At 68.2% G+C, this 22,061-nt stretch carries 21 protein-coding genes; 12 read left to right on the plus strand and 9 right to left on the minus strand.

Features of this window, described 5'->3' with window-relative positions:
• Positions 1-6: 6 nt before the first annotated feature.
• The 5 genes from AB1634_06905 to AB1634_06925 all read left to right on the plus strand — a co-directional run bounded on the left by AB1634_06905 (position 7) and on the right by AB1634_06925 (position 4,384).
• A complete protein-coding gene (locus AB1634_06905) occupies positions 7-1,080 on the plus strand; it encodes a response regulator (protein ID MEW6219254.1) in 1,074 nt (357 codons plus the stop codon).
• A 13-nt stretch (positions 1,081-1,093) separates the two neighbouring features.
• A complete protein-coding gene (locus AB1634_06910; GenBank protein ID MEW6219255.1) occupies positions 1,094-1,297 on the plus strand; it encodes a DUF6485 family protein in 204 nt (67 codons plus the stop codon).
• Positions 1,298-1,416: 119 nt separating this feature from the next.
• Positions 1,417-1,776: a TIGR02266 family protein gene (locus AB1634_06915; GenBank protein MEW6219256.1), complete on the plus strand. Its 360-nt coding sequence runs from the start codon at positions 1,417-1,419 to the stop codon at positions 1,774-1,776.
• Positions 1,777-1,788: 12 nt separating this feature from the next.
• Entirely contained in the window at positions 1,789-2,331 is a 543-nt protein-coding gene (gene cobO / locus AB1634_06920) for a cob(I)yrinic acid a,c-diamide adenosyltransferase (protein ID MEW6219257.1), read from the plus strand.
• Positions 2,332-2,353: 22 nt separating this feature from the next.
• Entirely contained in the window at positions 2,354-4,384 is a 2,031-nt protein-coding gene (locus AB1634_06925; GenBank protein MEW6219258.1) for an HDOD domain-containing protein, read from the plus strand.
• A gap of 48 nt (positions 4,385-4,432) precedes the next feature.
• On the opposite strand, the gene AB1634_06930 is transcribed toward AB1634_06925, so the two are convergent.
• Together AB1634_06930 and mgtE are read right to left on the minus strand one after the other, a co-directional pair.
• A complete protein-coding gene (locus tag AB1634_06930) occupies positions 4,433-5,131 on the minus strand; it encodes a hypothetical protein (protein MEW6219259.1) in 699 nt (232 codons plus the stop codon).
• A 13-nt stretch (positions 5,132-5,144) separates the two neighbouring features.
• Positions 5,145-6,491 (minus strand): magnesium transporter, encoded by a 1,347-nt coding sequence (gene mgtE / locus AB1634_06935; protein ID MEW6219260.1) that lies wholly within the window; start codon positions 6,489-6,491, stop codon positions 5,145-5,147.
• A 422-nt stretch (positions 6,492-6,913) separates the two neighbouring features.
• Between mgtE and AB1634_06940 the strand changes: the two genes are divergently transcribed.
• Both AB1634_06940 and hemG read left to right on the plus strand, forming a co-directional pair.
• A complete protein-coding gene (locus AB1634_06940) occupies positions 6,914-7,576 on the plus strand; it encodes a metallophosphoesterase (GenBank protein ID MEW6219261.1) in 663 nt (220 codons plus the stop codon).
• 3 nt (positions 7,577-7,579) lie between these two features.
• Positions 7,580-8,965: a protoporphyrinogen oxidase gene (hemG, locus tag AB1634_06945; GenBank protein MEW6219262.1), complete on the plus strand. Its 1,386-nt coding sequence runs from the start codon at positions 7,580-7,582 to the stop codon at positions 8,963-8,965.
• A gap of 11 nt (positions 8,966-8,976) precedes the next feature.
• Here hemG and dnaA read toward each other — a convergent pair whose 3' ends face one another.
• Entirely contained in the window at positions 8,977-10,302 is a 1,326-nt protein-coding gene (gene dnaA / locus AB1634_06950) for a chromosomal replication initiator protein DnaA (protein MEW6219263.1), read from the minus strand.
• A 533-nt stretch (positions 10,303-10,835) separates the two neighbouring features.
• Positions 10,836-12,065 (minus strand): MFS transporter, encoded by a 1,230-nt coding sequence (locus tag AB1634_06955; protein ID MEW6219264.1) that lies wholly within the window; start codon positions 12,063-12,065, stop codon positions 10,836-10,838.
• 124 nt (positions 12,066-12,189) lie between these two features.
• Between AB1634_06955 and AB1634_06960 the strand changes: the two genes are divergently transcribed.
• From AB1634_06960 to AB1634_06980, 5 genes are all read left to right on the plus strand, one after another.
• Complete coding sequence (locus AB1634_06960; protein ID MEW6219265.1) at positions 12,190-12,594, plus strand: bacteriohemerythrin; 405 nt, start codon at positions 12,190-12,192, stop codon at positions 12,592-12,594.
• 154 nt (positions 12,595-12,748) lie between these two features.
• Positions 12,749-13,243, plus strand: coding sequence for a Spy/CpxP family protein refolding chaperone (locus AB1634_06965; protein ID MEW6219266.1), 495 nt, complete (start codon positions 12,749-12,751; stop codon positions 13,241-13,243).
• Positions 13,244-13,292: 49 nt separating this feature from the next.
• Complete coding sequence (locus tag AB1634_06970) at positions 13,293-13,901, plus strand: sigma-70 family RNA polymerase sigma factor (protein ID MEW6219267.1); 609 nt, start codon at positions 13,293-13,295, stop codon at positions 13,899-13,901.
• Positions 13,898-14,218, plus strand: coding sequence for a hypothetical protein (locus AB1634_06975; GenBank protein ID MEW6219268.1), 321 nt, complete (start codon positions 13,898-13,900; stop codon positions 14,216-14,218). Before AB1634_06970 ends, AB1634_06975 begins: the two co-directional genes overlap by 4 nt.
• Before the next feature lie 15 nt (positions 14,219-14,233).
• Positions 14,234-14,626 (plus strand): hypothetical protein, encoded by a 393-nt coding sequence (locus AB1634_06980; GenBank protein ID MEW6219269.1) that lies wholly within the window; start codon positions 14,234-14,236, stop codon positions 14,624-14,626.
• 12 nt (positions 14,627-14,638) lie between these two features.
• Here AB1634_06980 and AB1634_06985 read toward each other — a convergent pair whose 3' ends face one another.
• The 5 genes from AB1634_06985 to AB1634_07005 all read right to left on the minus strand — a co-directional run.
• The gene (locus AB1634_06985) at positions 14,639-16,747 is read right to left on the minus strand and encodes a hypothetical protein (protein MEW6219270.1); all 2,109 of its coding nucleotides are present in this window, start codon (positions 16,745-16,747) and stop codon (positions 14,639-14,641) included.
• Positions 16,748-16,815: 68 nt separating this feature from the next.
• Positions 16,816-17,973, minus strand: coding sequence for a response regulator (locus AB1634_06990; GenBank protein MEW6219271.1), 1,158 nt, complete (start codon positions 17,971-17,973; stop codon positions 16,816-16,818).
• Between the two features lie 39 nt (positions 17,974-18,012).
• Positions 18,013-19,323: an ATP-binding protein gene (locus tag AB1634_06995; GenBank protein MEW6219272.1), complete on the minus strand. Its 1,311-nt coding sequence runs from the start codon at positions 19,321-19,323 to the stop codon at positions 18,013-18,015.
• A 34-nt stretch (positions 19,324-19,357) separates the two neighbouring features.
• On the minus strand, positions 19,358-20,911 hold the full coding sequence (guaA, locus tag AB1634_07000) for a glutamine-hydrolyzing GMP synthase (protein ID MEW6219273.1): 1,554 nt from the start codon (positions 20,909-20,911) through the stop codon (positions 19,358-19,360).
• 47 nt (positions 20,912-20,958) lie between these two features.
• Positions 20,959-22,061 (minus strand): IMP dehydrogenase (locus tag AB1634_07005; GenBank protein MEW6219274.1); only part of this gene is annotated, 1,103 nt, incomplete at its 5' end.

Consider the following 22,061-nt stretch of genomic DNA (forward strand, 5'->3'; position numbering starts at 1 on the left):
AGCTCCATGGACCGCCCTGCTGTCATCCTCATCGCCGATGACCATCCGGACACTGTCGAGCTCCTGGTCAAGCGCTTCCGGGCCGAAGGCTACCGGACCCTGACCGCCGTCGACGGCGAGTCGGCCCTGGATCAGGCCCGGGAGGCCCTGCCGGACTGCGTCATCCTCGACGTCCGGATGCCCAAGCTGGACGGCTTCGAGGTCTGCCGGCTGTTGAAGGCCGATCCGCGCACCCGTTACACCCCCATCCTCATGCTCACCGCCCAACGGGGCGTCCCGAACAAGGTCAAGGGCCTCACCATCGGCGCCGATGACTACCTGACCAAGCCCTTCGATTTCAAGGAGCTGGCGGTACGGGTGAAATCCCTGCTGGCCAAGAAAGCGGCCAGCGAGCAGCTGGCCGCCGAGGAGAAGCTGGAGGCGGTGGAGGGGATGATCAACGAGGTGGCCCACGAGGTGCGGAATCCCCTGGTGTCCATCGGTGGCTTTGCTCGCCGCCTGTACCGGAACCTGGCGCCGGAGGACCCCAACCGCCGCTATCTCGAGATCATCCTCCGGGATGTGGACCGCCTGGAGCGGATGGTCAGTGACTTGGTGGCCTACAAGACCGCCTCCCTGACCTTCTTCGAGCCGGTGGCGGTGAACGACGTGCTGCTGGCCGCCCTGGACGGCTTTCGGGTGGCGGCTGCCGCGGCCAACCTCCAGGTGGTCACCGAGCTGGCGCCGGACCTGCCCGCCATCCCCGCTGACCGCCAGAACCTGGAGCGGGCGATCGCCAACATGATCGAGAATGCCATCGAGGCCATGTCCGAGGGCGGCGGCCGGCTCACCCTGACCACCCGGCTGCGGGACGAGGCCTGCGAGCTGGTCATCGCCGACACCGGCTGCGGCATTGCCAAGGACCGGATCAAGAACATCTACGACCCCTTCGTCACCTCCAAGGTCTATGGCCCTGGCCTGGGCCTGACCTTTGCCCTCAAGACCATCCAGGCCCACCGGGGCATGATCGCGGTGGAAAGCGAGGAGGGACGGGGCACCACCTTCACCATTCAGCTGCCGGTACGCCGGCGAGGCTCGTGAGAGGCCAGATCCCATGGAGTGCAACAAGGAGCGTAACCTGACCCGCTGCAACTGCACCTACGACCCCTGCCCCAGGAAAGGCCTGTGCTGTGAATGCCTGCGCTACCATCTGCGCCAGCGGCAGCTGCCCGGCTGCTGCTTCCCCGCCCAAGCGGAAGGGACCTTTGACCGCTCCTTCGAGCACTTCGCCCGCCTGGTGGCGAACCGCCAGGCCTAATGCCCTTGGGCTGACCCAGGCCGACAAACCCCTTGACTTCAAGGGGGCTTGCAGCTCTACTGGGTCTACTGGGTGAAGAACCGCAGCCCCAAGCCTTCATTCGAGGTGCCGAGCGATCCATGCCCCTGCAAGCGAAGGACCGCCGGGAGCGACGCCGGGTGCCGGCCCGCTTCCCGGTGGATTGCGTCCATGCCGGCAACTTCCTGATCTCATACAGCGCCAACATCTCGGCGGACGGGATGTTTGTGTGCACGGATCGGCCGCTGCCGGTGGGCACCTATCTGCAGCTGGTGTTCTCCATCGGCGAGCTGCACGAGGTGGCGGTGGCTGCCAAGGTGGCCTGGATCAATGCCAATGGCGCCATCTCCGAGCCAGGCATGGGGGTGCAGTTCATCGACCCCCCGGAGAGCCTGCGGGAGATGATCCTCTCCATAGTGAACCGGGTGGCCGTCCTGGAGCCGGAATCCGCCGGCCCCTGACGAGGTCTGTCTTTGACACCCCCAACCCAGGCCACGGAAGACGCCGGCCTGACCATCCTCTTCACCGGCGACGGCAAGGGCAAGACCACCGCGGCCTTCGGCCAGGCTCTCCGCGCGGCGGGCCAGGGCTTGGCAGTTTCCATCGTCCAGTTCCTTAAAGGGCCTTGGCCCACCGGCGAGGAGAAGGCCTGTGCCGCGATCCCGGGGATCACGCTGCAGCGGTGCGGTGCCGGCTTCACCTGGCAGGGACCAGACCTGGCGATCCACCGGCAAGCCGCCATGGCTGGCTGGGAGATGGCCTGCCGCCAGATGGCCGAGGACCGTTTCGACCTCTTGATCCTCGACGAGCTGACCCACCTCATCGCCCTGGAGTTTGTCAGCGAGGTCCAGATCCTGGACGGGATCCGCTGCCGCCCCCGCAGGCTGCACCTTGTCATCACGGGCCGCGGCGCCACCCCGGCGCTCCTGGCGGCCTGCGATCTCGTCACCGAGATGCGAGCCATCCGCCACCCCTTTGCCCGCGGCCTGCCGGCCCGGAAGGGCATCGAATACTAGCCTTCGCCGTCAAGGACTTGGCGTGGACGCCGACCGCACGCTCCCCCTCGAAGAGCTTGCCGATCTGCTGGTGGATCTCAACGACGTTCTGGTCCGCCTGCAGCCAGACGGCCGGATCAGCGCCCTGTTCGGTCATGTGGAGGAGCTGTTCGGTCAGCCGGCAACGGACCTGCTGGGCACCGACATCGGTCTGCTCCTGTCCGAGGATGTGCTGGCCAGCTTCCTGAAGGCCCCCCAGAAGAAGATCCTTTACTGCACAGTGCGCCGGCCGGACAAGCGGGCGGTGCCGGTGTCGGTCTCCGTGCACCGGGTCCCGGCCGGGAACGGGACGGCCGGCTACCTGCTCACCATCCGGGATATTTCCGAAAAGCTGGAGCTGCAAAAGAGCCTGCGGCGGGTGGCGGTGCTGGAGTATGAAAAGCGGCGGGCCGATCAGGCCGAGCACGTGTTTTCAGAGCTCATCCACAACGTCAAGAACCGGCTGGTGGTCGTCAGCGGCTTTGCCAGGCTTCTGACCAAGCAGCTTGACCGATTCGAGCTCGCCTGGCCGGCCACCGCCAAAGGCCAAGAGCCCCTGGCGGCCTGTCTGGCCAAGATCCGGGAATCCGGCGCCCGCATCATGGGCCAGGCCGCCGAGACCCTGGACATGGTGGATCTCATCAACCAGAAGACCTACCGGGACCGGGAGACCTCCCGCCGGGAGATCAATCTCAACGAGCTGTTGCGCACCGAGCTCAAGATCGTGGCCATGGGCGCGCGGCTGGAGGGCATGACCAACACCGTCTCCCTGGCCAACAGCCTGCCGCCGGTGGTCGGCCTCTATTCCGACCTGTCCCAGATCTTCGTCAACCTGATCAAGAACGCCCTGGAGGCCATGCACCAGTCGGCGGTGCGCAACCTCATCGTCCGCACCTACCATGATCAGGATTTCAACATCGTCGAGATCAGCGATACCGGCCCAGGGGTGCCCGAGGAGCTGCGGGAGAAGATTTTCGAGCCCTTCTTCACCACCAAGCGAGGTCCCCGGGGCGAAACCGGTATCGCCGGCTGCCCGGGCACCGGGCTCGGCCTGTCCAGCACCCGCCGCATTCTCCACCACTATGCCGGGGACGTCGTTTGCCTGGCCAATCCGGCCGGCGGCGCCACCTTCCGGGTCCGCATCCCCTACCCCAAGCAGCTGCACCGACGGCTGGCCGGCATGGACCGCCAGGGCCTGGAAAGGGAGCTGGAGGTCATTCTGCACAGCACCGAGTTCCTGCCCACCTTGCCCGATGCCCTGACGGCCATCATGGAGGTGATCCAGGAGGACCAGACCTTGGCCGCCATCGCCGAGGCCCTCACCGCCGACTACTCGGTCCTGGAAAAGATCCTGGCAGTGGCCAACTCCGCGTACTTCGGCCTGCAGCACCCGGTCACCAGCTGCCGGGAGGCTATCCTCCAGCTGGGGCTCAACGAGGTGCGCTCCATTGTCCAGACCGTGCTCGTCTCGCACAGTCTCTACAACAACCCCAGGCTCCCCGGCCTGGAGCGGCTCTGGCAGCATGCCCTCGGCACCGCCCTCCTGGCCGACGAACTGGGCCGCCGCCTGCCGGACCCCGGCGGCGAGCTGGGCTTCGCCTACCTGACCGGACTCCTCCACGACGTCGGCGAGGTCCTCCTGCGCCTGGCCTTCCCTGCCGACTGCCACCTGGAGGTGGACCTGCTCGAGCGTAAGAAAGGGATCCTCAGCCCCGACGATCCCACCCTGGTGGTCCACGCCTGCCTGGGTCAGGTGTTCCTCAAGAACCGCACCCGCCTGCCGGAGCCGATCCTGGATGCCATCCTGCACCACAACCGGCTGCCGCCGCCTTCCGGTCAACCGCTGGCGCGGGTGCTCTTCCTGGCCGACAAGATCGAGCGCTACTACCCCAACGCCGATCCCGCTTACCAGAAGATCATCGCCACCATGGCGCAGGACTGGCTGGCCATCGACCCGACCGGCCTGGAGGCGGTCCGGGAGCGCGCCCTGAGCAAGCTGCACGGACTGACCCAGCGCCTGGGCGTAAGGGCGTAAGCCCCTGGACGCCCACCTCGAAGACACCCGTCCGAACGTACCGGCCGGTTATTGGGCGTTGCCGGCAGGCGGGTGCGGGCGGACACCCAAGCGGAGGGCGGCCAGGTCCTCGCCGTGGACCAGGGCCTCACCGACACAGCGGCCCAGGCCCCGCACCTCCTCGATCTGGGACCGGGAATGACCGTACCGGGGATAGAAGCGGGACAGGAGGGGATGCCGTTCCGGCCGCCGGCCGGCGATCTTCAGAAAGACGCCCAGGGTGCGCCAGGGCTCGGCGCAGGGATGGGTCAGCACCAGAAAATTGACCACCCGGCCGCCGCAGGCGGCAAGACGCCGGCGCAGGTAGGCCAGATGGGTGCGCCAGTAGCCCCGGCAGGAGATGACCGGCAGCACCGGCCGGTCATGGACCAGGGCCGGCGCATCCCGGTCCAGGAAGGAGAGGACAGGACCGCTGGGGCTGTAGGACCAGGTGGGACCGGCCACGACCACCAGCTGGAAGTCGCCAGCCGCCGGGGAGGAAAGCGGGGCGATGGCCAGCCGCTGCCGGAAGAAGGTGGCAAGCATCATCACCAGCGTCGGTGCGATGCCGGCCAGGGGAAAGCGCAGCGGGGCCAGGGGCTGCAGCCGCTCCACCACCACCTGGACCCCGGCCTCCGCCAGGCCCGCAGCCAGGGCTTGCACCAGGGCCCGGGTCTGGCCGGAGAAGGAGAAGGTCACGATGAGGACGCGCCGCTGGCTCACAGGCATCCCAGGAAGGCCTTCAGTGGAGCAGGGGCAACAGCATGGTGGCCAGGCTCAGGAAGATGGAAAAGCCGCACACGTCGGTGGTGGCGGTGATGAAAATGGAAGAGCCCAGCGCCGGATCCAGGCGCAAGGCCTTGAGGGTCAAGGGGATGCCGGAGCCCACCAGGCCAGCCACCAGCAGATTGGCCACCATGGCCAGGAACATGATCAGGCCCAGCCACGGGTTGCCGTGCCAGAGGAAGGCCACAAGGCCCATGACCACGCCGACCACCGCGCCATTGACGCAGCCGATCCCGGCCTCCCGCAGGATGGTGCGCCAGCCGGCTGCGGCCTCGATCTCGCCCAGGGCGATCCCCCGCACCGTCACCGCCAGGGTCTGGGTGCCGGCGTTGCCGGAAAGGCCGGCCACGATGGGCATCATCGCCGCCAGCACGATGTACCGGGAAAGGGTGTCCTGGAAATGGCTGACCACCAGGGAGGCCAGCATGGCTGTGCCCAGGTTCACGGTCAGCCACGGGCAACGCAGCCGGATGCTGGTGAAGATCGAGGCGCCGGGGTGCTCCTCGGCATCGGTGCCGGCCATGCGCAGCATGTCCTCGGTGGCCTCGGCAGTCACCACGTCCAGGGCATCGTCGTGGGTGACGATGCCCACCAGGGCGTCACCGCCGTTCACCACCGGCAGGGCGATGAGGTCGTGCTTGGCGATGAGGGCCGCGGTCTCCTCCTGGCTGTCGCCGGCCCGGACAAAGATCACGTCCGGGTTCATGATGTCCCCCACCCGGGCGCTGGGCCTGGCCAGGATCAGCCCCCGCAGGGAGACCAGACCCACCAGTTGGCGCCGGTCGTTGATGACATAGGCGTAGTAGATGGTCTCCTTGCCGGGCCACTCGTGGCGGAGCTTCTCCAGGGCTGCGGCGACGGTGAGCTCCGGCCGCAGGGTGACGTAGGCCGAGGTCATGATGGCGCCGGCAGTGCCCTCGGCATAGGCGGCCAGCTTGCGGATATCCTCCCGCTCCGCCCGGGCCAGCAAGGGGAAGATCTCGTCCTGGACCTCATCCGGCAGCTCCTTCATGAGATCCACCCGCTCGTCGGCGGACATGGCGCTCACGAGGTCGGCGACGGTCTCCCGGGGGATGGCCTCCGCCACCTGCCGTTGCACCGCCAGCGGCAGGTGGCCGAAGACCATGGCTCGCCGCAGGCGGGGGACCTCCGCGAGGATGGCCCAGATCTCGGCCGGCGACCGGTTCTCCAGACGCTCCGCCAGGGTGGCGTCCGGCAGCCCCTCCAGGGGATCGCGCTGGATGGTATCGAGGTCATGCAGCAGGACGGCGTCGAGGCTCGACGCCGCGGTCTGGCTGGTCATGGCTCACCTCCGTTGGAAGGCCGCCGGGCGGCGGCAGGAGGGAGCCGAAGGGGTGGGCCCAGGGGGCCCTACGGACGGCACCTCCTGCTGGCAGCGCCAAGGCCGGCGGCCAGCGGGCTCGCCAGACCCCGGCGGGCGGCGAGCAGTGACAAACGGCAACTAGGTCCAGGGTCGTCCATATGTTCCTTCCTGACTGAGGGATACTCCGGCGGCCTTCCAGAGGGCAGCCGCCTTCCAAGCGTGACAACTTCACCAATATAGTGGTCCTGCCGGACCTGTCAACGCCAAAACTAGCCAGGGCCGCAGCCGCGGCCCCGCAGATGGCGGGGCCAGGCTGTGCAAAACCGTTGCCGTGGCCAGGTCGCCCTCCTATACTGGACCGGCCGGCTGCCGTTGGCCGGTCTTCGCGAGGTCTTCACGCCATGCGTCTCATCGCCCTGGGCGACATCCACCTGGACGCCGCGGTCTGCCACTCCATTCCTGGCATCGGTCAGGCGGATGCGATCCTCATCACCGGGGATCTCACGAACTTCGGCGGCCGCCGCGAGGCCGCCGCGGTGCTGGCCACCCTTGCCACCGCCAACCCCAGGCTCTTTGCCGTGGCTGGCAATCTGGATCGGCCCGAGGTGAACGATCTTATGGCCGAGCAGGGGATCAGCCTGCACGGCCGAGCGATCCGCTTCGGGGAGTTGGCCATCTGCGGCCTCGGCGGCTCCAATCCCACCCCGTTTGCCACCCCCAACGAGCTGGCGGAAGACGAGCTGGCCCGCCTGCTGGCCGCAGCCTGGCAGCAGACCGCCGGGGCCGACACCGTGCTCCTGGTCAGCCACCCGCCCCCCTGGGGCACCCGCACGGACCGCCTGGCCTCGGGCCAGCACGTGGGGAGCCGCGCGGTGCGCGCCTTCATCGAGAGCCATCAGCCGGCCCTGTGCCTCACCGGCCACATCCATGAGGCCCGGGGCGAAGACCGGATCGGCGCCACCCGGATCATCAACCCGGGTCTGGTCCGCCAAGGCGGCTGGATCGAAGTGACCTGGCAGGACGGGATTCTTACGGGCCGGCTGCATCTCGGCCCGGGAGGCTGATCCATGGCAGACGAGGCGGCAGTGGATGTGCTGGTGGTGGGGGCCGGTTTGTCGGGCCTGGCGGTCGCGCACTTCCTGGCCAAACGCCAGCCCGGTGCCCGGATCGCCCTGCTGGAAGAAGGCCCGCGGCCCGGGGGTGCCATCGCCACCCTGCAGGAAGACGGTTTCCTGGCGGAATGGGGTCCCCACGGCTTCCTCGACAACGTCGCCGAAAGCCGCGAGCTTCTGGCGGATCTGGACCTGGCCGCCGATATCCAGAAGGCGCCCCTGTCCTCCTTTGTCCGCTACATCTGCCGCCGGGGCCGCCTGGTCCTGGTTCCCCAGTCACCGCCCCGGATCCTGGCCAGCCCCCTCCTCTCGTTCCGGGACAAGCTGCGGGTCCTGGGGGATCTGTGGCAGCCGCCCCTGGCCGGCGAGCCGACCGTGGCGGACTGGGCCAGCTACCGCTTCGGCAAGGGGGTGCTGCCGGTGGTGGACGCGGTGCTCACCGGCACCTATGCCGGCGATCTCAATCGGCTGGCCATCGATGCGGTGATGCCCGGCGTCCGGCGGCTGGAGCGGGAGCACGGCTCGGTGCTGGCCGGCCTGGTCGCCAGCCGCAAAGGCGGGAAGAAGGGGGAGCGCCGCGGGCTGCCGTCCATGGTCTCCTTCCGGCAGGGCATGGAGCGGCTGATCGAGGCGCTGGCCGAACGGCAGCCGGATCTGCGCCTGGCCACCGGCGTCACCTCCATCGTTGCCAAGGAGCCGGGCTGGCAGGCCCAGACCAGCCGGGAGGTGCTTACCGCCGGCCAGCTGGTGGTGGCCCTGCCGGTGAACCGCGCCTTGCCCCTCCTGGCCGCCCTGGGGCGGCCGCCGGTGGCCGCGGTGCCCGAGGCGCGGCTGGCCAACGTGGTCATGGGCTTCGGCCCAGAGGCCCAGGTGCCCTTCGGCTTCGGCTATCTGGCCCCGGAAGAGGAGCAGCGCTTCGCCATGGGCGCCCTTTTTTCCACCCACATGTTTCCAGGCCGGGCGCCGGCGGGCATGGTCCTGGTGGAGGCCCTGGTGGGCGGGCGCCGCCATCCCGAGCGCCTGGATCTGCCGGACGACACGCTCATCCGGCAGACCTACGCCGACCTGGCCCGCCTCATCCACCTGCCGGAGCCACCCCGCCATGTCCGGGTGCTGCGGCCCAAGGCCGGCATCCCCCAGCTGGAAGTGGGGCACCCAGGCCTGGTGGCCTGGCGGGATCAGCTGGTCGCCCGCCTACCCGGCCTCTTCGTCTGCGGCTTCGGCTGGAACGGCATCGGCATGAACGACATGATCAAAGAGGCCAGGGTGGTGGCCGGCCAGCTGGCCGAGCGCCACCTCCAGGCCAGCGAGGCGGCAGCCGTCAAGGGGGTGTACGTCTGAGGCCGGCGCCTCTACCCCAGGTCCCGCCCCAACCGCTCCACCAGGTGCTCGATCTCGGCCCGCACCCGGCCATCCCGCCGCACCAGGTCCCCCACCGTCTTCACCGCATGCACCACGGTGGAATGATCCCGGTTGAAGGCCTTGCCAATGGCAACCAGCCCCTGGTCGGTCAACCGGCGGGCCAGATACATCCCCACCTGCCGGGGAAAGGCCACCTCCCGCTTCCGGGTCTTGGACTGCAGCTCCGTCACCGGCACCCGGTAGGCGCGGCTGATGTAGGCCCGGATCGCCTCCACGGTCACAAGCGGCGTGCGGCCCACCAGATCGGCCACCAGCTCCTGCACCATCTGCCGATCCGGCGCCCGGCCTGCCAGATCCACCCGGGCCCGGAGGCCGACCACCGCGCTCTCCACCTGGCGGATGTCGCCCCGCAGGTTCTCCGCCAGGTACGCCGCCAGCTCCTCGGACAGCTCCAGGCTCACGTAGGCGCACTTGCGCTTGACGATCAGGCAGCGGGTGGCCGCATCCGGGGGGTTGATGGAGGTGACAAGGCCGGCGGCCAGCCGGGAGCGGAAGGTGGTGTGCAGCCCGGGGATGTCCCGGGGCGACTGGCTGCCGGTCAGGATCACCCGCTTGCCATTGGCCAGGAGGGCGTCCAGGGTGTCGTTCAGCTCCGTCTGGGTCCGCTCCTTGCCGGGCAGCCGATCGATACCCTCCAGCACCAGCACATCGCACTGGCGGCGGTACTTGTCCTTGACGCCCTCCAGGCCGCTGCCCCGCACCCCCTCCACCACCTCCTGGGAGAACTGGCCTACCGTGGTGTAGATGAGCCGGGCTCCCGGATCATGCTGGAGGAGGTGATGGGTCACCGCCTGGGCGAGGTGGGTCTTGCCCAGGCCGGTGCCCGCCTCCAGGTACAGGGAGGGTCCGTAGGCCTGGTCACCGCTGGCTATGGCCCGGCAGGCGGAAAAGGCCAGGGCGTTGCAGCTGCCGACCACGAACTGCTCGAAGGTATAGCGAGGGTTCAGGGTGCGGATCTGAGCCCGGCCGGGCGCCATGGTGGGCAGACAGGGCTGCACCGGCCCTGCCGCCGTGCCCTCCGGCACCGCTTGGGCCACCTCGAGACGGATCTCCCCGGACCAGCCGGCCTGGCCAGCCGCCTCCCGCATCAGGGGCAGGTAGTTGTCGGCAATCCAGTTCAGAGAGAAGCGATCCGGACAGACCAGCACCAGGCGGTTGTCCGCTTCCCGCTCACAGGCCAGGGATTCGATCCACAGGCGGTAGGTGCTGTCAGGAAGCCGGTCCTTGAGAATCGCCTTCACCCTCGTCCACGCCATATCCCTCTCTCCTCTCGTGCCATGATCGTTTGCAGAGGTGGGGTGCACCATCACCCGGTAGCGGCCGTCTGGGCCGCCCCACTGCCAACAGGACAGATCTCACCCGTGACGGGGAGTCTCGCCGGCAGGCCCCGCCGGACAGCACCTCGCTGGCTCTGCCCGGTCGCAGGTTTTGTCTGGATTGGGAATTGTTCCGTGATGGCCAGGGGCACAGGCGACTGACCGTGCCCGACGGCCTCCTTTGTAAAGGAAATGTTATGCTCCTGTCAAAGGCGGCCTGGACCGATTGCCCGACTGGCCCGGACAACTTTATCAACAGGGACGAGCCCCCTTCCGGAGTAGGGATTCCGGACGGACGCCACGTAACCGGCTGCAAGAGCGTTTCTTTCGCCTTCAGCCCAAAAGCCTGGCCCCGCAAGGGACTGCGGCCGGCGGTCCTCCCCTTGCCAACAGGGGACGCCTGGGGACCAACCGGTCCATTCTCGACCGCAAGGCCAATTTGCTCCTCCAGACGCCTGTTTTCTCCCCCGGGCTCACGGCGAGTTAGGCCGGGGGCCCGGAGGGGCCGGCTGCCAGCCCACTGCCGCCCGCGCCCGATCGCTGAGCGCCAGGACAAGAACGGCAAGGCCAGCAAAAAAGGTCACCAACGCGCCGGAAGCCAGAAAGCTGCCGCCGTAGCCCAGCCAGCGGTTGAGGCCGCCGGCGGCCAGGGCGGCAGCGAAGGTGGCCACGGTGCGCACCCCGTAAAGAAGGCCGGAGCTGCCGCCCAGTCGGGCGCTGGGGAAGAACTGCGCCGTGAGCACCGACAGCTCCAGGAGGGCCACCGCGTCGCCCGTGGTGTGCAGGATGCGGATCACCAGAAGACTTGCCAGCCCCGAAGCCCAGGCAGTGGCGGTCTGGAACAGGCCGGAGACAACCAGTCCCCCCAGAACAAAGCGGAAGGGCGCCTGCGGCCGATCCCGCAGGCGGCCGATGACCGGGACGATCGCCGCCATCCACAGCCCGAGGCCGGCGAAGACCAGGCCAACGGTGCCGGGCCCCAACCCCAGCTCCTGGACCATGAACAGGGAGAGGGAGGTCTGCTCCACCCCGAAGTGGGTGCCGATCACAAAGACGCAGGCCGCGAGAAGGAGGGGAGCCGGTTGCCAGAGATCCCGTCGATACTCCCGGAAGCCCGGCAGCCGCACCGGGCTGTCCGGCATGTCCAGCCCCACCAGAAAGACCAGGATGGCGCCAAGCGCAGCTGCGGCGAAAAGCAGCCCAGCCTGGTCGCTGACCCCGAGCAGCAGGCCGCCGGCCAGGGGTCCCAGGCCGTAGCCCAGGTAGGTGGCCAGTTGGAAGGAGGCGATCCGCTGGCCCCGCTCTTCGCCGCCGAAGAGCTTCAGGAACAAGGCCTCGCTGACGACCACCAGACCGGCGAAGGCGGCCCCTCCTGCGACCACCAGCCCCAGAATCGGCACCAGCGAGCGGACCACGAGCAGGCCCAGGAAGTACAGCGACAGGACAACGGCGCAGGAAAGGATCGTCCGCCGGGGAGAGAAGCGGTCGGCCATGACCCCCATGGGCAGCATGAGGATCATGGAGGCCAGACTGAAGAGGCCAACCACCAGACCGATCCTGGGATCCGCGACCCCCTGGCCGCGCAGGATCACCGGCAGATGGGCGAAGACCAGCCAGTGGCTGCCGTGGATCAGGAAGCGCTGCAGCACGAAGCGGAGCCGTTCCGGCTTCGGTGCGGCAGCGCGCTTGGATAGCTCTTGCATGGGCAGGCTGAAAGAAAAGATAATAGAAGGCAGTCCGTAAGACCGGAGCCGCAAGCTTACCAGGAAGCCGCATCCAAGACGAGCTTCCCCCCCCCCCTCAACGAGGCCCCCCAAGGAGGTTCTTATGCCCCTCGCCTGGAAGAACGAGTACTCCGTCAACATCCGGGAAATCGACGACCAGCACCGCCAGCTGGTGAGCATGATCAACGAGCTGGATCGCGCCATGCTGCAGGGACAGGGCAAACAGGCCCTGGGCACCATCCTCGGCAGCCTCATCAGCTACGCCGGCAGCCACTTCGCCACCGAGGAGAGACTGATGCGCCAGCACGGCTTTCCGGGCTACGAGGAGCATGCCGGCAAGCACGCCAAGATGACCGAGAAGGTGCTCGACTTGGCCCGGCAGCACGAAGCCGGCCGACCGGCCCTCACCATCGAGGTGATGAAATTCCTCCAGGACTGGCTGGACAAGCACATCCTGGGCACTGACAAGAAATACGGGCCATTCTTGAACGCCAAGGGCGTGATCTAGACCGCACCGGCCTACCACGGACACCCGTCCCTCAGGGAACCGCATTTTTTTGTAACCATCCTCCTGGCCCCGACGACTTTCCGAACAGAGGCCGGCCGGCCCCAGCCACGCGTTGGACGTCAGCAGCCATGAACCCTTTTTCGGAGGTCGAGTCATGAGAAGGATGGTCTTCCTGTTCGCATTGATGATCGTGATGACGGGATTCGCCCTGCGGCCCGCCCAGGCCTGGACCCGGGACCCGCAGGTGGGCCAGTCTCAGGCCCTGGCCCAGGTGCAGGCCGCGCTGGCGGCCCTGGACCTGTCCGCGGACCAGAAGGAGGCGGTGGCGGTCATCATGGCCCAGTACGGCCCCCAGGCCCGGGAGCTGGGAACGGATCTGGCGGCTGCGGCCGCTTCGCTCCGGGACACCATGCTCACTGCCGGGGATGATGAGGCCGCGGTACGGGCGGCCCATATGCGGCTGGCTGCGGTCGGCCAGGAGCTGGCGGTGATCGGCGGCCAGGCGGCCAGCGCCGTCCGGGAGGTGCTCACCCCGGAGCAGGAGGCCATCCTGGCCGAACGGCTGGCGCACCGCCAGGAGCGGCGGCAAGCCCTCCTGGGCCGTCTGGGGATGGAGGGTGGCCGCCAAACGGCCAGGGCTGGCCGCTAGAGCCAGGGGCGTGGCCGGCGGCGTGCCTGCCCCCGGCCACGCCACACCCATGACCACCCGGGATGAAGGAGCCACCGACGCCGCCCTGGTGGCCGCGGTCTTGGGCGGCGACCACGAGGCCTTTGCCGGCATCCTCCGCCGCCACAGCGCTGCGGTGAGCCGGATCGTCTCCCGCCACCTGCCGGCGGCAGCGGTGCCGGATGGGTGCCAGGAGACCTTTGTCCGGGCCTTCCGGGGACTGGCCGGCTTTCGGCAGCAAGAGTCCTTGGGCCACTGGCTGGCCGCGATCGCGGTGCGGGCCTGCCATGACTACTGGCGGGAGCGCTACCGCAGCCGGGAGCTTCCCGCCGGCTCCCTCTCTGACGAGGGCGAAGGGGCACTGGCCGAGAGCGCAGCCCAGGTGGCCTGGCAGCACCACGAATCGGCCCGGAGCCGGCGGGAGGCCCGGGCGGTCCTGGATTGGGCGCTGGATCAGCTTGCCCCCACCGACCGCCTGATCCTCGCCCTGACCGTGCTGGAAGGGCGGTCGACCCGGGAGGCGGCGGACCTCTTGGGATTGAGCCTGGTGAATGTCAAGGTACGGGCGCTCCGGGCCCGACGCCGCCTGCACCAGCTCCTGGCGAAAGAGGAGGAGCGCCTCCGGAGGAGAGGAGCATGAAGTCCCAGGATGCGCAGCAACGGGAGAGCCGACTCCGGCAAGCGTATGAGGACCAGCCATCCGTGGCCCTGGACGAGGCCTGGCAGGCAAAGGTGATGGCGGCGATCCGCCAGGAGGCCAAGGACCTTGGCCACCCGCGACCGCACGCCGAAAACGGTGGCCTCTTTCTCCCCCTGTCCGTTGCCGGCTGCGGCCTAGCTGCCGCTGGCCTGGCGGTGCTTCTGGCCGTCTGGCCGTCCATTGAAGGGGCGGTGGCCGGCATGGTCCTGGAGGAGCTGGCCGGCCTGCCCATGACCCTGCTGTTCGGCCTATCCTGAGGAGCGAGCGAGCCCATGAAACGATGGCAGCTGACCCTGGTGCTCTTGGCCGCCTTTCTGGCCGGCGCGGCCAGTGGGGCCGCCGGGATCGGCCTCGTGGTCCAGGCCCGGTTCCGCGCGGCCGTAGCCGGCGGCAGTGTCTTCCCCCGCCAGCTCATCATGTCCCGCCTCACTTCCCGTCTCGATCTGGATTCGGCCACCCAGGCCAGAATCGCCCCGATCCTCGACGAGGCCAGCGCCGAGGTCGGGCGCCTGCGGCAGGAGAACGCGCCCCGGCTTGCTGCCATCATCGACCGGGCGGTGGCCCGGATGCAAGAAGAGCTTTCCCCGGCCCAGGCGGAGACCCTGGCCGAAATGGTGGCCCGCCTGCGACCACGCTTGGCCCCTGGCCAGACCCGGGGGCCGTGATCCGTCCGGCCTTCAGTCCTGGCCTCGCATGTCCGCCAGGGTCCACAGCAGGGCAAAAACCGGCGCCACCAGCCCTAAGAGCAGCACCAGCGCCTCCTTCTGGAACCCGGGATCCAGAAGACGCTCCGGCAGCCCCCCCAGGCTGCCTGCGGGCAGAAGCTGCCCCGACAGAGGCACCGCGGCCAGGGCGAGAAAGAACAGCACCGCTTCGCAGGCCAGGAGCCGTTTGCCGAAATCCCGGCAGATCTCCACCGCGTTGCGCACCCAGTTCATGCGCTCCACCAGGGGACGCAAGCCGACCAGCCCCGCCTCCACCTGACTCACCAGCTCGCTCGCCTCGCGGAAGGCGGGGCCCTTGTTCTCCAGAATCAAGGATCTTGCCCGGTGCAGGCTCCGGAACAGGTCGTTCACCGTGTCGCCGAACTGGCCAAACAGCCCCTGATAAGGAAAGCGATCCCAGTAGGCCTTGATGCCCTGCCACTGGCCCTGCAGATCCTTGAGGGTGTTCTTGAGGGCCTCGGTGCGGTCCTCCCGCAGCCGATCGCAGGTGAAGACCATGCCCTTGGCCCGGCTGGCCACCTCCAGGAGACCGTAGAAGCTCTGCCGGTCCATGAAGGCCTCCAGGCGGCTGAGAAGACCCTGGTTGGCCTTGACCTGATCGTCGCCGGCGCCAAACCAGATGACGATATCCTCCGCCTGGACGCGGGCGGCGGCGAGCCCCTCCCGGGCCTTGGCCAGGGTGGCATGGTGGACGGCGGTCAGCATGTCTTCCACGATGGCCTGGACCGGCTCCAGATCCGGATCCATCAGAGCCGCGCAGTAGAGCTCCTTTTGGCTCTCCACCAGCACCCGCAAGGTCTTGAGATCGCGCTCCCCGAAAGTGCCCTGGCGGACGGCCAGCTGGATCTTCCGGTAGGAGGCGTCCAGGCAGTCCCGGTTGATGGCGAACACCTGGCTCACGGCGTGGTCCGCCTTGGCCAGGTCCTGCTCGACGATCTCGTGGAACCGGGACAGGAGCATCTGGATGTAGGTCTGCTCGCGGGGGCCGGGAGCCAGGCTGTGCGCCCGCCGCAGCCGCGCCTGGGCGGCCTCGTCCTGGTCCTGCTCCAGATGCGCCAGGGCCAGGCCGATCTGGGCGAAAAACTCGCCCACCCCCTGGCCGATCTTGTTCTTCTCCAGGAGAAGCTGCCCCGCCTCACGGTATTTGCCCACCCGCAGGCAGTCCAGCCCCACGAACAACTGCTTGTTCGTGACCTTGAGCCCGGTCGCGTCCTGCATGCGGGGCCAGTTGGCACCCGGGGTGAAGGCCAGGGTGAGGAGGAAGCGAATCTGGAACACCCGGCCGAGGTCGAAATAGGCCACCAGGGCGGTGAGGGGGGGCTGATCCCGGAGCTGGGCGGCGTCGATGCCGGCGGCCAGGGTGCGCACGGTCTCTTCCGGCCGGTCCAAGGCGGCCCGGAAGGCTGCGGCCAGCTCGGTGGCGGTCATGAAGCCCGCCTCTGGCAGGGCCACGAGGTCCGGGGCCAGGTACTTGGACGGGCACAGGGCCGGCCGGTGGCCGGTCATGCCGCAGTAGAAGCAGAGGCGGCCGCCGGCAGACCGCAGCAGCCGCCGGTGCGGAAACAGGCTGTCGGTGCGGAAGCGGCCGCCGGCGCTGTACCGGAGGCGGAACAGGCCCTGGGGGGCGGTGTCCAGGGTGTGCGCCGGAAAGCTGCCGCCGTCCGCATACTCGGGCCAGCGGTTCTTCAAAGCCCGGGTGATGTACGGGGTGGCTGGCTCCAGAAAATCCCAGACCTGGGAGGTGAGGATCCGGACCGGTGAGCGCTCATCCCCTTTGCGCTCCAGGTGGAAGATGACGTGCACCGGCGCCGGACCGGCGTGGTCCGGCCAGCCGAAGGCCTTTCTGGTCTCGTCCAGGCTCTCGAAGAAGGCGGAGATCGCCGTCAGGGGATGATTGAAGAGGAAGAGCAGGAGCTCCTCGGAGCTTTCCGGATCCTCCCGGCCCTGGCGGAGCAGTCTGGTGCGCAGGCCGGCCCTGAACTGCGACCAGCGGTCGGACAACACCTGCTGGCCCAGAAAGGACAGGGGATGGACGGCGACCAGGAAGACCGCGTCATCCATGATGCCGGCTCAGCCGCGGGCCGTGATCAGCGGACAGACGACGCCCGCCGGGCCAAGGCCGCATGGTGTCAGACGCATTTGTCGAAGACCTCCCGGGCCTCGGCGTTCTGGGGGTCGAGGCGCAGGGCCCGGGTGGCGTACTTGTCGGCCCGGATCGGCAGGCGCAGATCCAGGTAGGTCTTGGCGGTCTCCAGCAGGAGCTCCACGTCGTCCGGGGTTTGCGCCACCGCCTTTTCCAGGAGCTTGACGGCCTCGACGTGGTTGCCCACCGCCCGGAGAGCGAAGCCCAGGGGCCGGTACAGATGGGTCCGCTCCGGATCCTCCCGCAGGATCTCGGACAGAAGGCGGACCGTGAAGTGAAGCAGGCCGTGGACACGGCAGGACTCGGCGATATCCTCCTTGATGTCCAGGTCGTCCTTGCGAATCCTGAGCACCAGGCGGAAGATCCGCTCCGCCTCCTCGTTCTGCTTGGCCTTGAGCAGGAGCTTGCCGAAGGAGACTGCCCGGTCGGCGTGCCGGGGGCTGATCTCCATGGCGCGGGCGAAGTTGAGGGTGGCCCGCTCCAGGTTGCCCATGTTGTAATAGAGCTGGCCGAGATAATGGTAGGACGTGACGTCCAGACGATTGATGTCGGTGGCCTGCTCGAAGTAGTGGACAGCGCTTTTCACGTCCCCCTTCTTGAGGTGCAAGCGACCGAGCTCCCGCCAGGGCCGGGAGGTCTGGCTGGAAAGGGCCGCGGCCTTGTCCATGGCCTCGATGGCCCCGTCGATCTCGCCGGCCTCCTCCAGGTCCCGGGCCTGCCGCAAGTACACCATGAGTGGCGAGGGGTGCTCGGCCCGGTCCAGCAGCTCCTTGATCTTCTGCTCCAGGGTGGCGGTGACAAAGGGCTTGGTGAGGTAGGCGTCCACCTCCCGCTCGGCCGCCTCGGCGACGATCTCCTGGTTGGCCTCGGCGGTGATCATGAGAAAAGGCAGATCCCGCATCTTCTTGTTCTCGCGCACCCGGTTCAGGAGCTCGGTGCCGCTCATCTTCGGCATGTTGACATCCGAAATGATGAAGTCGATGGGCACCTTGCTCTTGAGCAGGATCTCCAGGGCGTCCTGGCCGTTGCTCGCTTCCAGGAACTCCCGGCCATAGCCAATGAGCCGCAGCATCGCCCGGATGGACCGGCGCATGTTGTCCATGTCGTCGACGATGAGGAAGGTCATCTCCTGCGGCGTCTTCATGGGCGATCCCCCCGCCGGTGTTCGGTGCGGGACATGAGCTCAGGCATCAGCGCCTCCTCCCAGCCGAGCCGAGGGCACCCCCTCGTGCACGGGCAGACTGACCATCATCCGGCAGCCGTGGCCCGGCGCGCTGTCCACAGCGATCCGACCCCGGTGCGCCTCCACCGCCAACCGGCAGAAGTAGAGCCCCAGCCCGGTGCCAACCAGATGGTCCCGATAACCGGTGAGACGGGCGTACTTTTCGAACAGATGGCTCTGGTGCTCCAGGGGAATGCCCTCCCCCTGATCCTGGACCGACACCTCGAGCCGGCGGCCGCCACCGGTCAGCCGGGCGGTCAGAATGACCTCCTGGCCGTGGGGCGAATGCCCCAGGGCATTGGTGAGCAGATTCTGCAGCACCCTGAGGATCATGACCCGGTCGACCCGTACCAGGGGCAGCCCCGGGCTGACGTCCAGGGTCAAGGCCACCCCCCGGATGCGCGCCAGCCCCTTGACAGCGCTCAAGGCCTCTTCCAGAAGATCCGGTACCTGCACCGGTTGCAGAAGCAAGGAGAGCTTGCCGTCCTCGATCTTGCCCACGTCCACCATGTTGGTGGCCATGCGCACTGCCCGCTCGCAGGCAATCTGGGCCGCCTCCAGAAACTCCCGGTTCTCGTCCGCCACCGAGTAGGACAGGATGTCCAGATTGGCCACCACCTCAGCCAGGGGCCCTTTGAGGTCGTGGACCAGCATCTTCACCAGCTCGGCCCGCATGGCCTCGTGCCGCCGCAGCTCCTCGTTGCGCTTCTTGAGGGTGGCCTCCTGCCGCTTCACCGCCTGGAGGAGGCGGTGCTGCTCCACCACCGACAGCACCATGCCGGAAAAATCCAGAAGGCAGGTCAGGTCGTCCTGGAGGAGATCAGCCTTGCCCGTGCGGTCAGTGACGTTGATCACCCCCACCAGGGTGGGACCGTTCATGAGGGGCACCGACAGGAGGGAACGGGTGCGGTAGGCATGCTCCCGCCGCGGGAAACGCTCGTCCTGGCTGATGTCGGGGATGAAAAGGGGCTTGTGATGACGGGCCACCCAGGCGGCTACTGTGTCGTCGTCCAGCCCCTGCTTGACCCCCAGGAGGACCGGCCGGCTGGCAGCCCGCACCACCAGCTGCCGGCCCTTGTCCAGGAGCATGATCGAGCCGTGATCCACCGCCAGATAGCGGAGGATGACCCGCAGCAGGCGGTCCAGCTGGCCGTCAGGGGACAGGCGCCGGTTGTTGACGATCTGGGCGATCTCGAAGAAGCTGGCCAGGAGCCGGCCGGCCATCTCGGGGTGGCTTTGAAGGTCATCGAGCCTCTGGTGCTGTCCACTCATGGCGTTCCGTGCCCTCATGCCCTCGTCCACGCGCTCACTCCCACTCGATGGTGCTGGGCGGCTTCGAGGAGATGTCGTACACCACCCGGTTGACCCCCCGCACCTCGTTGATGATCCGGTTGGCCATGCGGGCCAGGAGGTCTTCGGGCAGCCGCGTCCAGTCGGCGGTCATGGCGTCCAGGCTGTCCACCACCCGCAACGCCACCACATTCTCGTAGGTACGCCCGTCGCCCATCACCCCCACCGTCCGGATGGGCAGCAGCACGGCAAAGGACTGCCAGACCCGACGGTACCAGCCGGCCCGCTTCATCTCTTCCAGGACAATGACATCCGCCTGGCGCAGTACGGCAAGCCTTGTTGCCGTCACCTCGCCCAGGATGCGGATGGCCAGCCCAGGACCGGGGAAGGGCTGGCGGAAGACCAGTTCCTCCGGCAATCCCAGCTCCAGGCCCAAGGCCCGCACCTCGTCCTTGAAGAGCTCCCGCAGCGGCTCCACCAGGGCAAGCTGCATGCGCTCCGGCAGGCCGCCCACATTGTGGTGGCTCTTGATCACCGCCGACGGTCCCTTGAAGGAGACGCTTTCAATGACGTCCGGATACAGGGTGCCCTGGGCCAGGAACTGCACGTCGCCCACCTTCTTCGCCTCGGCCTCGAAGATGCGGATGAAGGCGTGGCCGATCCGCTTGCGCTTCTCCTCCGGGTCGATGATGCCGGCCAGCTCCGCCAGGAACTGACTGGCCGCGTCCACGGTGATGAGGTCGAGCCCGACCTTCTCCCGGAAGAAGGCCATGACCGTTTCCGCCTCCCGGGTGCGCAACAGGCCGTTGTCCACGAAGACAGAGGTCAGACGATCGCCGATGGCCCGGTGCACCAGGGCTGCGGTCACCGCCGAGTCGACACCGCCGGAAAGGGCGCAGAGCACGCGGCCGTTGCCGACCCGTTTGCGGATGGCCGCCACCGCTGCCTCCACGAAGGAGTGCATGGTCCAGTTGGGGCCGCAGCCGCAGATGCCGAATACGAAGTTCCGGAGGACGCCGGTGCCGATCAGGGTGTGGGCCACCTCCGGGTGGAACTGTACCCCCACGAAAGACCGCTCCTGATGGCGGAAGGCGGCGTTGGGCGAGCCAACGCTGGTGGCGGTGACGACAAAGCCCGGCGGCAGCTCCTCCACCCGATCGCCGTGGCTCATCCACACCTGATAGCCGCCCGCCCCCTTCTCCAGGCCAGCGAAGAGGCCGTCGGCGGCGGCCACCGCCAGCTCCGCCTTGCCGAACTCCCGTCCTGGGGCCCGCTCCACCCGCCCCCCCAGCTGCCGGGCCATGAGCTGCGCCCCATAACAGATGCCCATAACCGGGATGCCGAGAGCAAAGAGGGCCGGATCGCTGGCCGGCGCTCCCGGATCGTAGACGCTGGCCGGCCCTCCGGAAAGGATGATCCCCCGGGGCGCCATGGCCCTGATCGCAGTCAGGGGCAGGTTGAAGGGATGGATCTCGCAGTAGACCTGCTGCTCCCGGATCCGCCGGGCGATGAGCTGGGTGGTCTGGGAGCCGAAATCGAGGATAAGAACTTTTTCGCTATGGATATCCATGCACCGGTACCGGCTCGTGTGGCCGAGCGGAGGGATGCCGTCTCGGGTCAGCCGAGGCGGTAGTTGGGGGCTTCCTTGGTGATGATCACGTCATGGACATGGCTTTCCTTGAGCCCGGCCGCCGTGATGCGCACGAAGCGGGCCCGGGCGTGCAGCTCGGCGATGGTGGCGGCCCCCACGTAGCCCATACCGGAGCGCAAGCCGCCCACCAGCTGGTAGACGGTCTCGGACAGCGGGCCCCGGTATGGCACCCGGCCCTCGATCCCCTCGGGCACGAACTTCTTCGCCGCGCCGGCCTCTTCATCCTGGAAATAGCGATCAGCACTGCCCTGGTTCATGGCGCCCAGGGAGCCCATGCCCCGGTAGCCCTTGTAGGTGCGACCCTGGTAGAGGAAGGTCTCCCCCGGCGCCTCGTCGGTGCCGGCGAACAGGCTGCCGATCATCACGGTGTGGGCGCCGGCGCCCAGGGCCTTGGTGACATCGCCCGAGAACTTGAGCCCACCGTCGGCGATGATGGGCACCCCGGCCTGGGCCGCCTGGCGGCCGCAGTTGAAGATGGCGGTCAGCTGCGGCACCCCGACCCCGGCCACCACCCGGGTGGTGCAGATGGAGCCTGGCCCCACCCCTACCTTGACCGCATCGGCCCCGGCATCGATCAGGGCCTGGGTGCCCTCGGCGGTGGCGACGTTGCCGGCCACGACCGGCAGGGCCGGGAAGGCGTCCTTGAGCGCCGTCACCGCCCGGAGCACATTCCGGGAGTGGCCATGGGCCGAATCCAGGACCACCGCGTCCACCCCGACCCGGAGCAGTCGGGCCGCCTGGGCCAGATAGTCGCTGCCGATCCCGAGAGCAGCGGCCACCATCAGGCGCCCCATGCCGTCCTTGGCTGCCCGGGGATAGCGCTTGATCTTTTCGATATCCTTGATGGTGATGAGCCCCTTGAGCTCCCCGGCCTCATCCACCACCAGCAGTTTTTCGATGCGATGCTCGTGGAGGAGCGCTTTCGAGGCCTCCAGGGTGATGCCCACTGGCGCCGTGACCAGGCTCTTGCTGGTCATGACGTCCCGCACCTTGAGGTCGAGGTCGGACACGAACCGCAGATCCCGGTTGGTGACGATCCCCACCAGCTTGCGGCCGGTGAGGACCGGCA

This window comes from Thermodesulfobacteriota bacterium (assembly GCA_040755095.1).
GTDB lineage: Bacteria > Desulfobacterota > Desulfobulbia > Desulfobulbales > JBFMBH01 > JBFMBH01.

Coding starts and splice junctions, on each gene's coding strand:
- AB1634_06915 (MEW6219256.1), top strand. CDS start 1,417: ATGCCCCTGCAAGCGAAGGACCGCCGGGAGCGACGCCGGGTGCCGGCC.
- AB1634_06910 (MEW6219255.1), top strand. CDS start 1,094: ATGGAGTGCAACAAGGAGCGTAACCTGACCCGCTGCAACTGCACCTAC.
- AB1634_06955 (MEW6219264.1), bottom strand. CDS start 12,065: ATGCAAGAGCTATCCAAGCGCGCTGCCGCACCGAAGCCGGAACGGCTC.
- dnaA (MEW6219263.1), bottom strand. CDS start 10,302: ATGGCGTGGACGAGGGTGAAGGCGATTCTCAAGGACCGGCTTCCTGAC.
- AB1634_06985 (MEW6219270.1), bottom strand. CDS start 16,747: ATGGATGACGCGGTCTTCCTGGTCGCCGTCCATCCCCTGTCCTTTCTG.
- AB1634_06960 (MEW6219265.1), top strand. CDS start 12,190: ATGCCCCTCGCCTGGAAGAACGAGTACTCCGTCAACATCCGGGAAATC.
- mgtE (MEW6219260.1), bottom strand. CDS start 6,491: ATGACCAGCCAGACCGCGGCGTCGAGCCTCGACGCCGTCCTGCTGCAT.
- AB1634_06990 (MEW6219271.1), bottom strand. CDS start 17,973: ATGAAGACGCCGCAGGAGATGACCTTCCTCATCGTCGACGACATGGAC.
- AB1634_06940 (MEW6219261.1), top strand. CDS start 6,914: ATGCGTCTCATCGCCCTGGGCGACATCCACCTGGACGCCGCGGTCTGC.
- AB1634_06995 (MEW6219272.1), bottom strand. CDS start 19,323: ATGAGTGGACAGCACCAGAGGCTCGATGACCTTCAAAGCCACCCCGAG.
- hemG (MEW6219262.1), top strand. CDS start 7,580: ATGGCAGACGAGGCGGCAGTGGATGTGCTGGTGGTGGGGGCCGGTTTG.
- AB1634_06965 (MEW6219266.1), top strand. CDS start 12,749: ATGAGAAGGATGGTCTTCCTGTTCGCATTGATGATCGTGATGACGGGA.
- AB1634_06980 (MEW6219269.1), top strand. CDS start 14,234: ATGAAACGATGGCAGCTGACCCTGGTGCTCTTGGCCGCCTTTCTGGCC.
- AB1634_06930 (MEW6219259.1), bottom strand. CDS start 5,131: ATGCCTGTGAGCCAGCGGCGCGTCCTCATCGTGACCTTCTCCTTCTCC.
- AB1634_06970 (MEW6219267.1), top strand. CDS start 13,293: ATGACCACCCGGGATGAAGGAGCCACCGACGCCGCCCTGGTGGCCGCG.
- AB1634_06975 (MEW6219268.1), top strand. CDS start 13,898: ATGAAGTCCCAGGATGCGCAGCAACGGGAGAGCCGACTCCGGCAAGCG.
- guaA (MEW6219273.1), bottom strand. CDS start 20,911: ATGGATATCCATAGCGAAAAAGTTCTTATCCTCGATTTCGGCTCCCAG.
- AB1634_06905 (MEW6219254.1), top strand. CDS start 7: ATGGACCGCCCTGCTGTCATCCTCATCGCCGATGACCATCCGGACACT.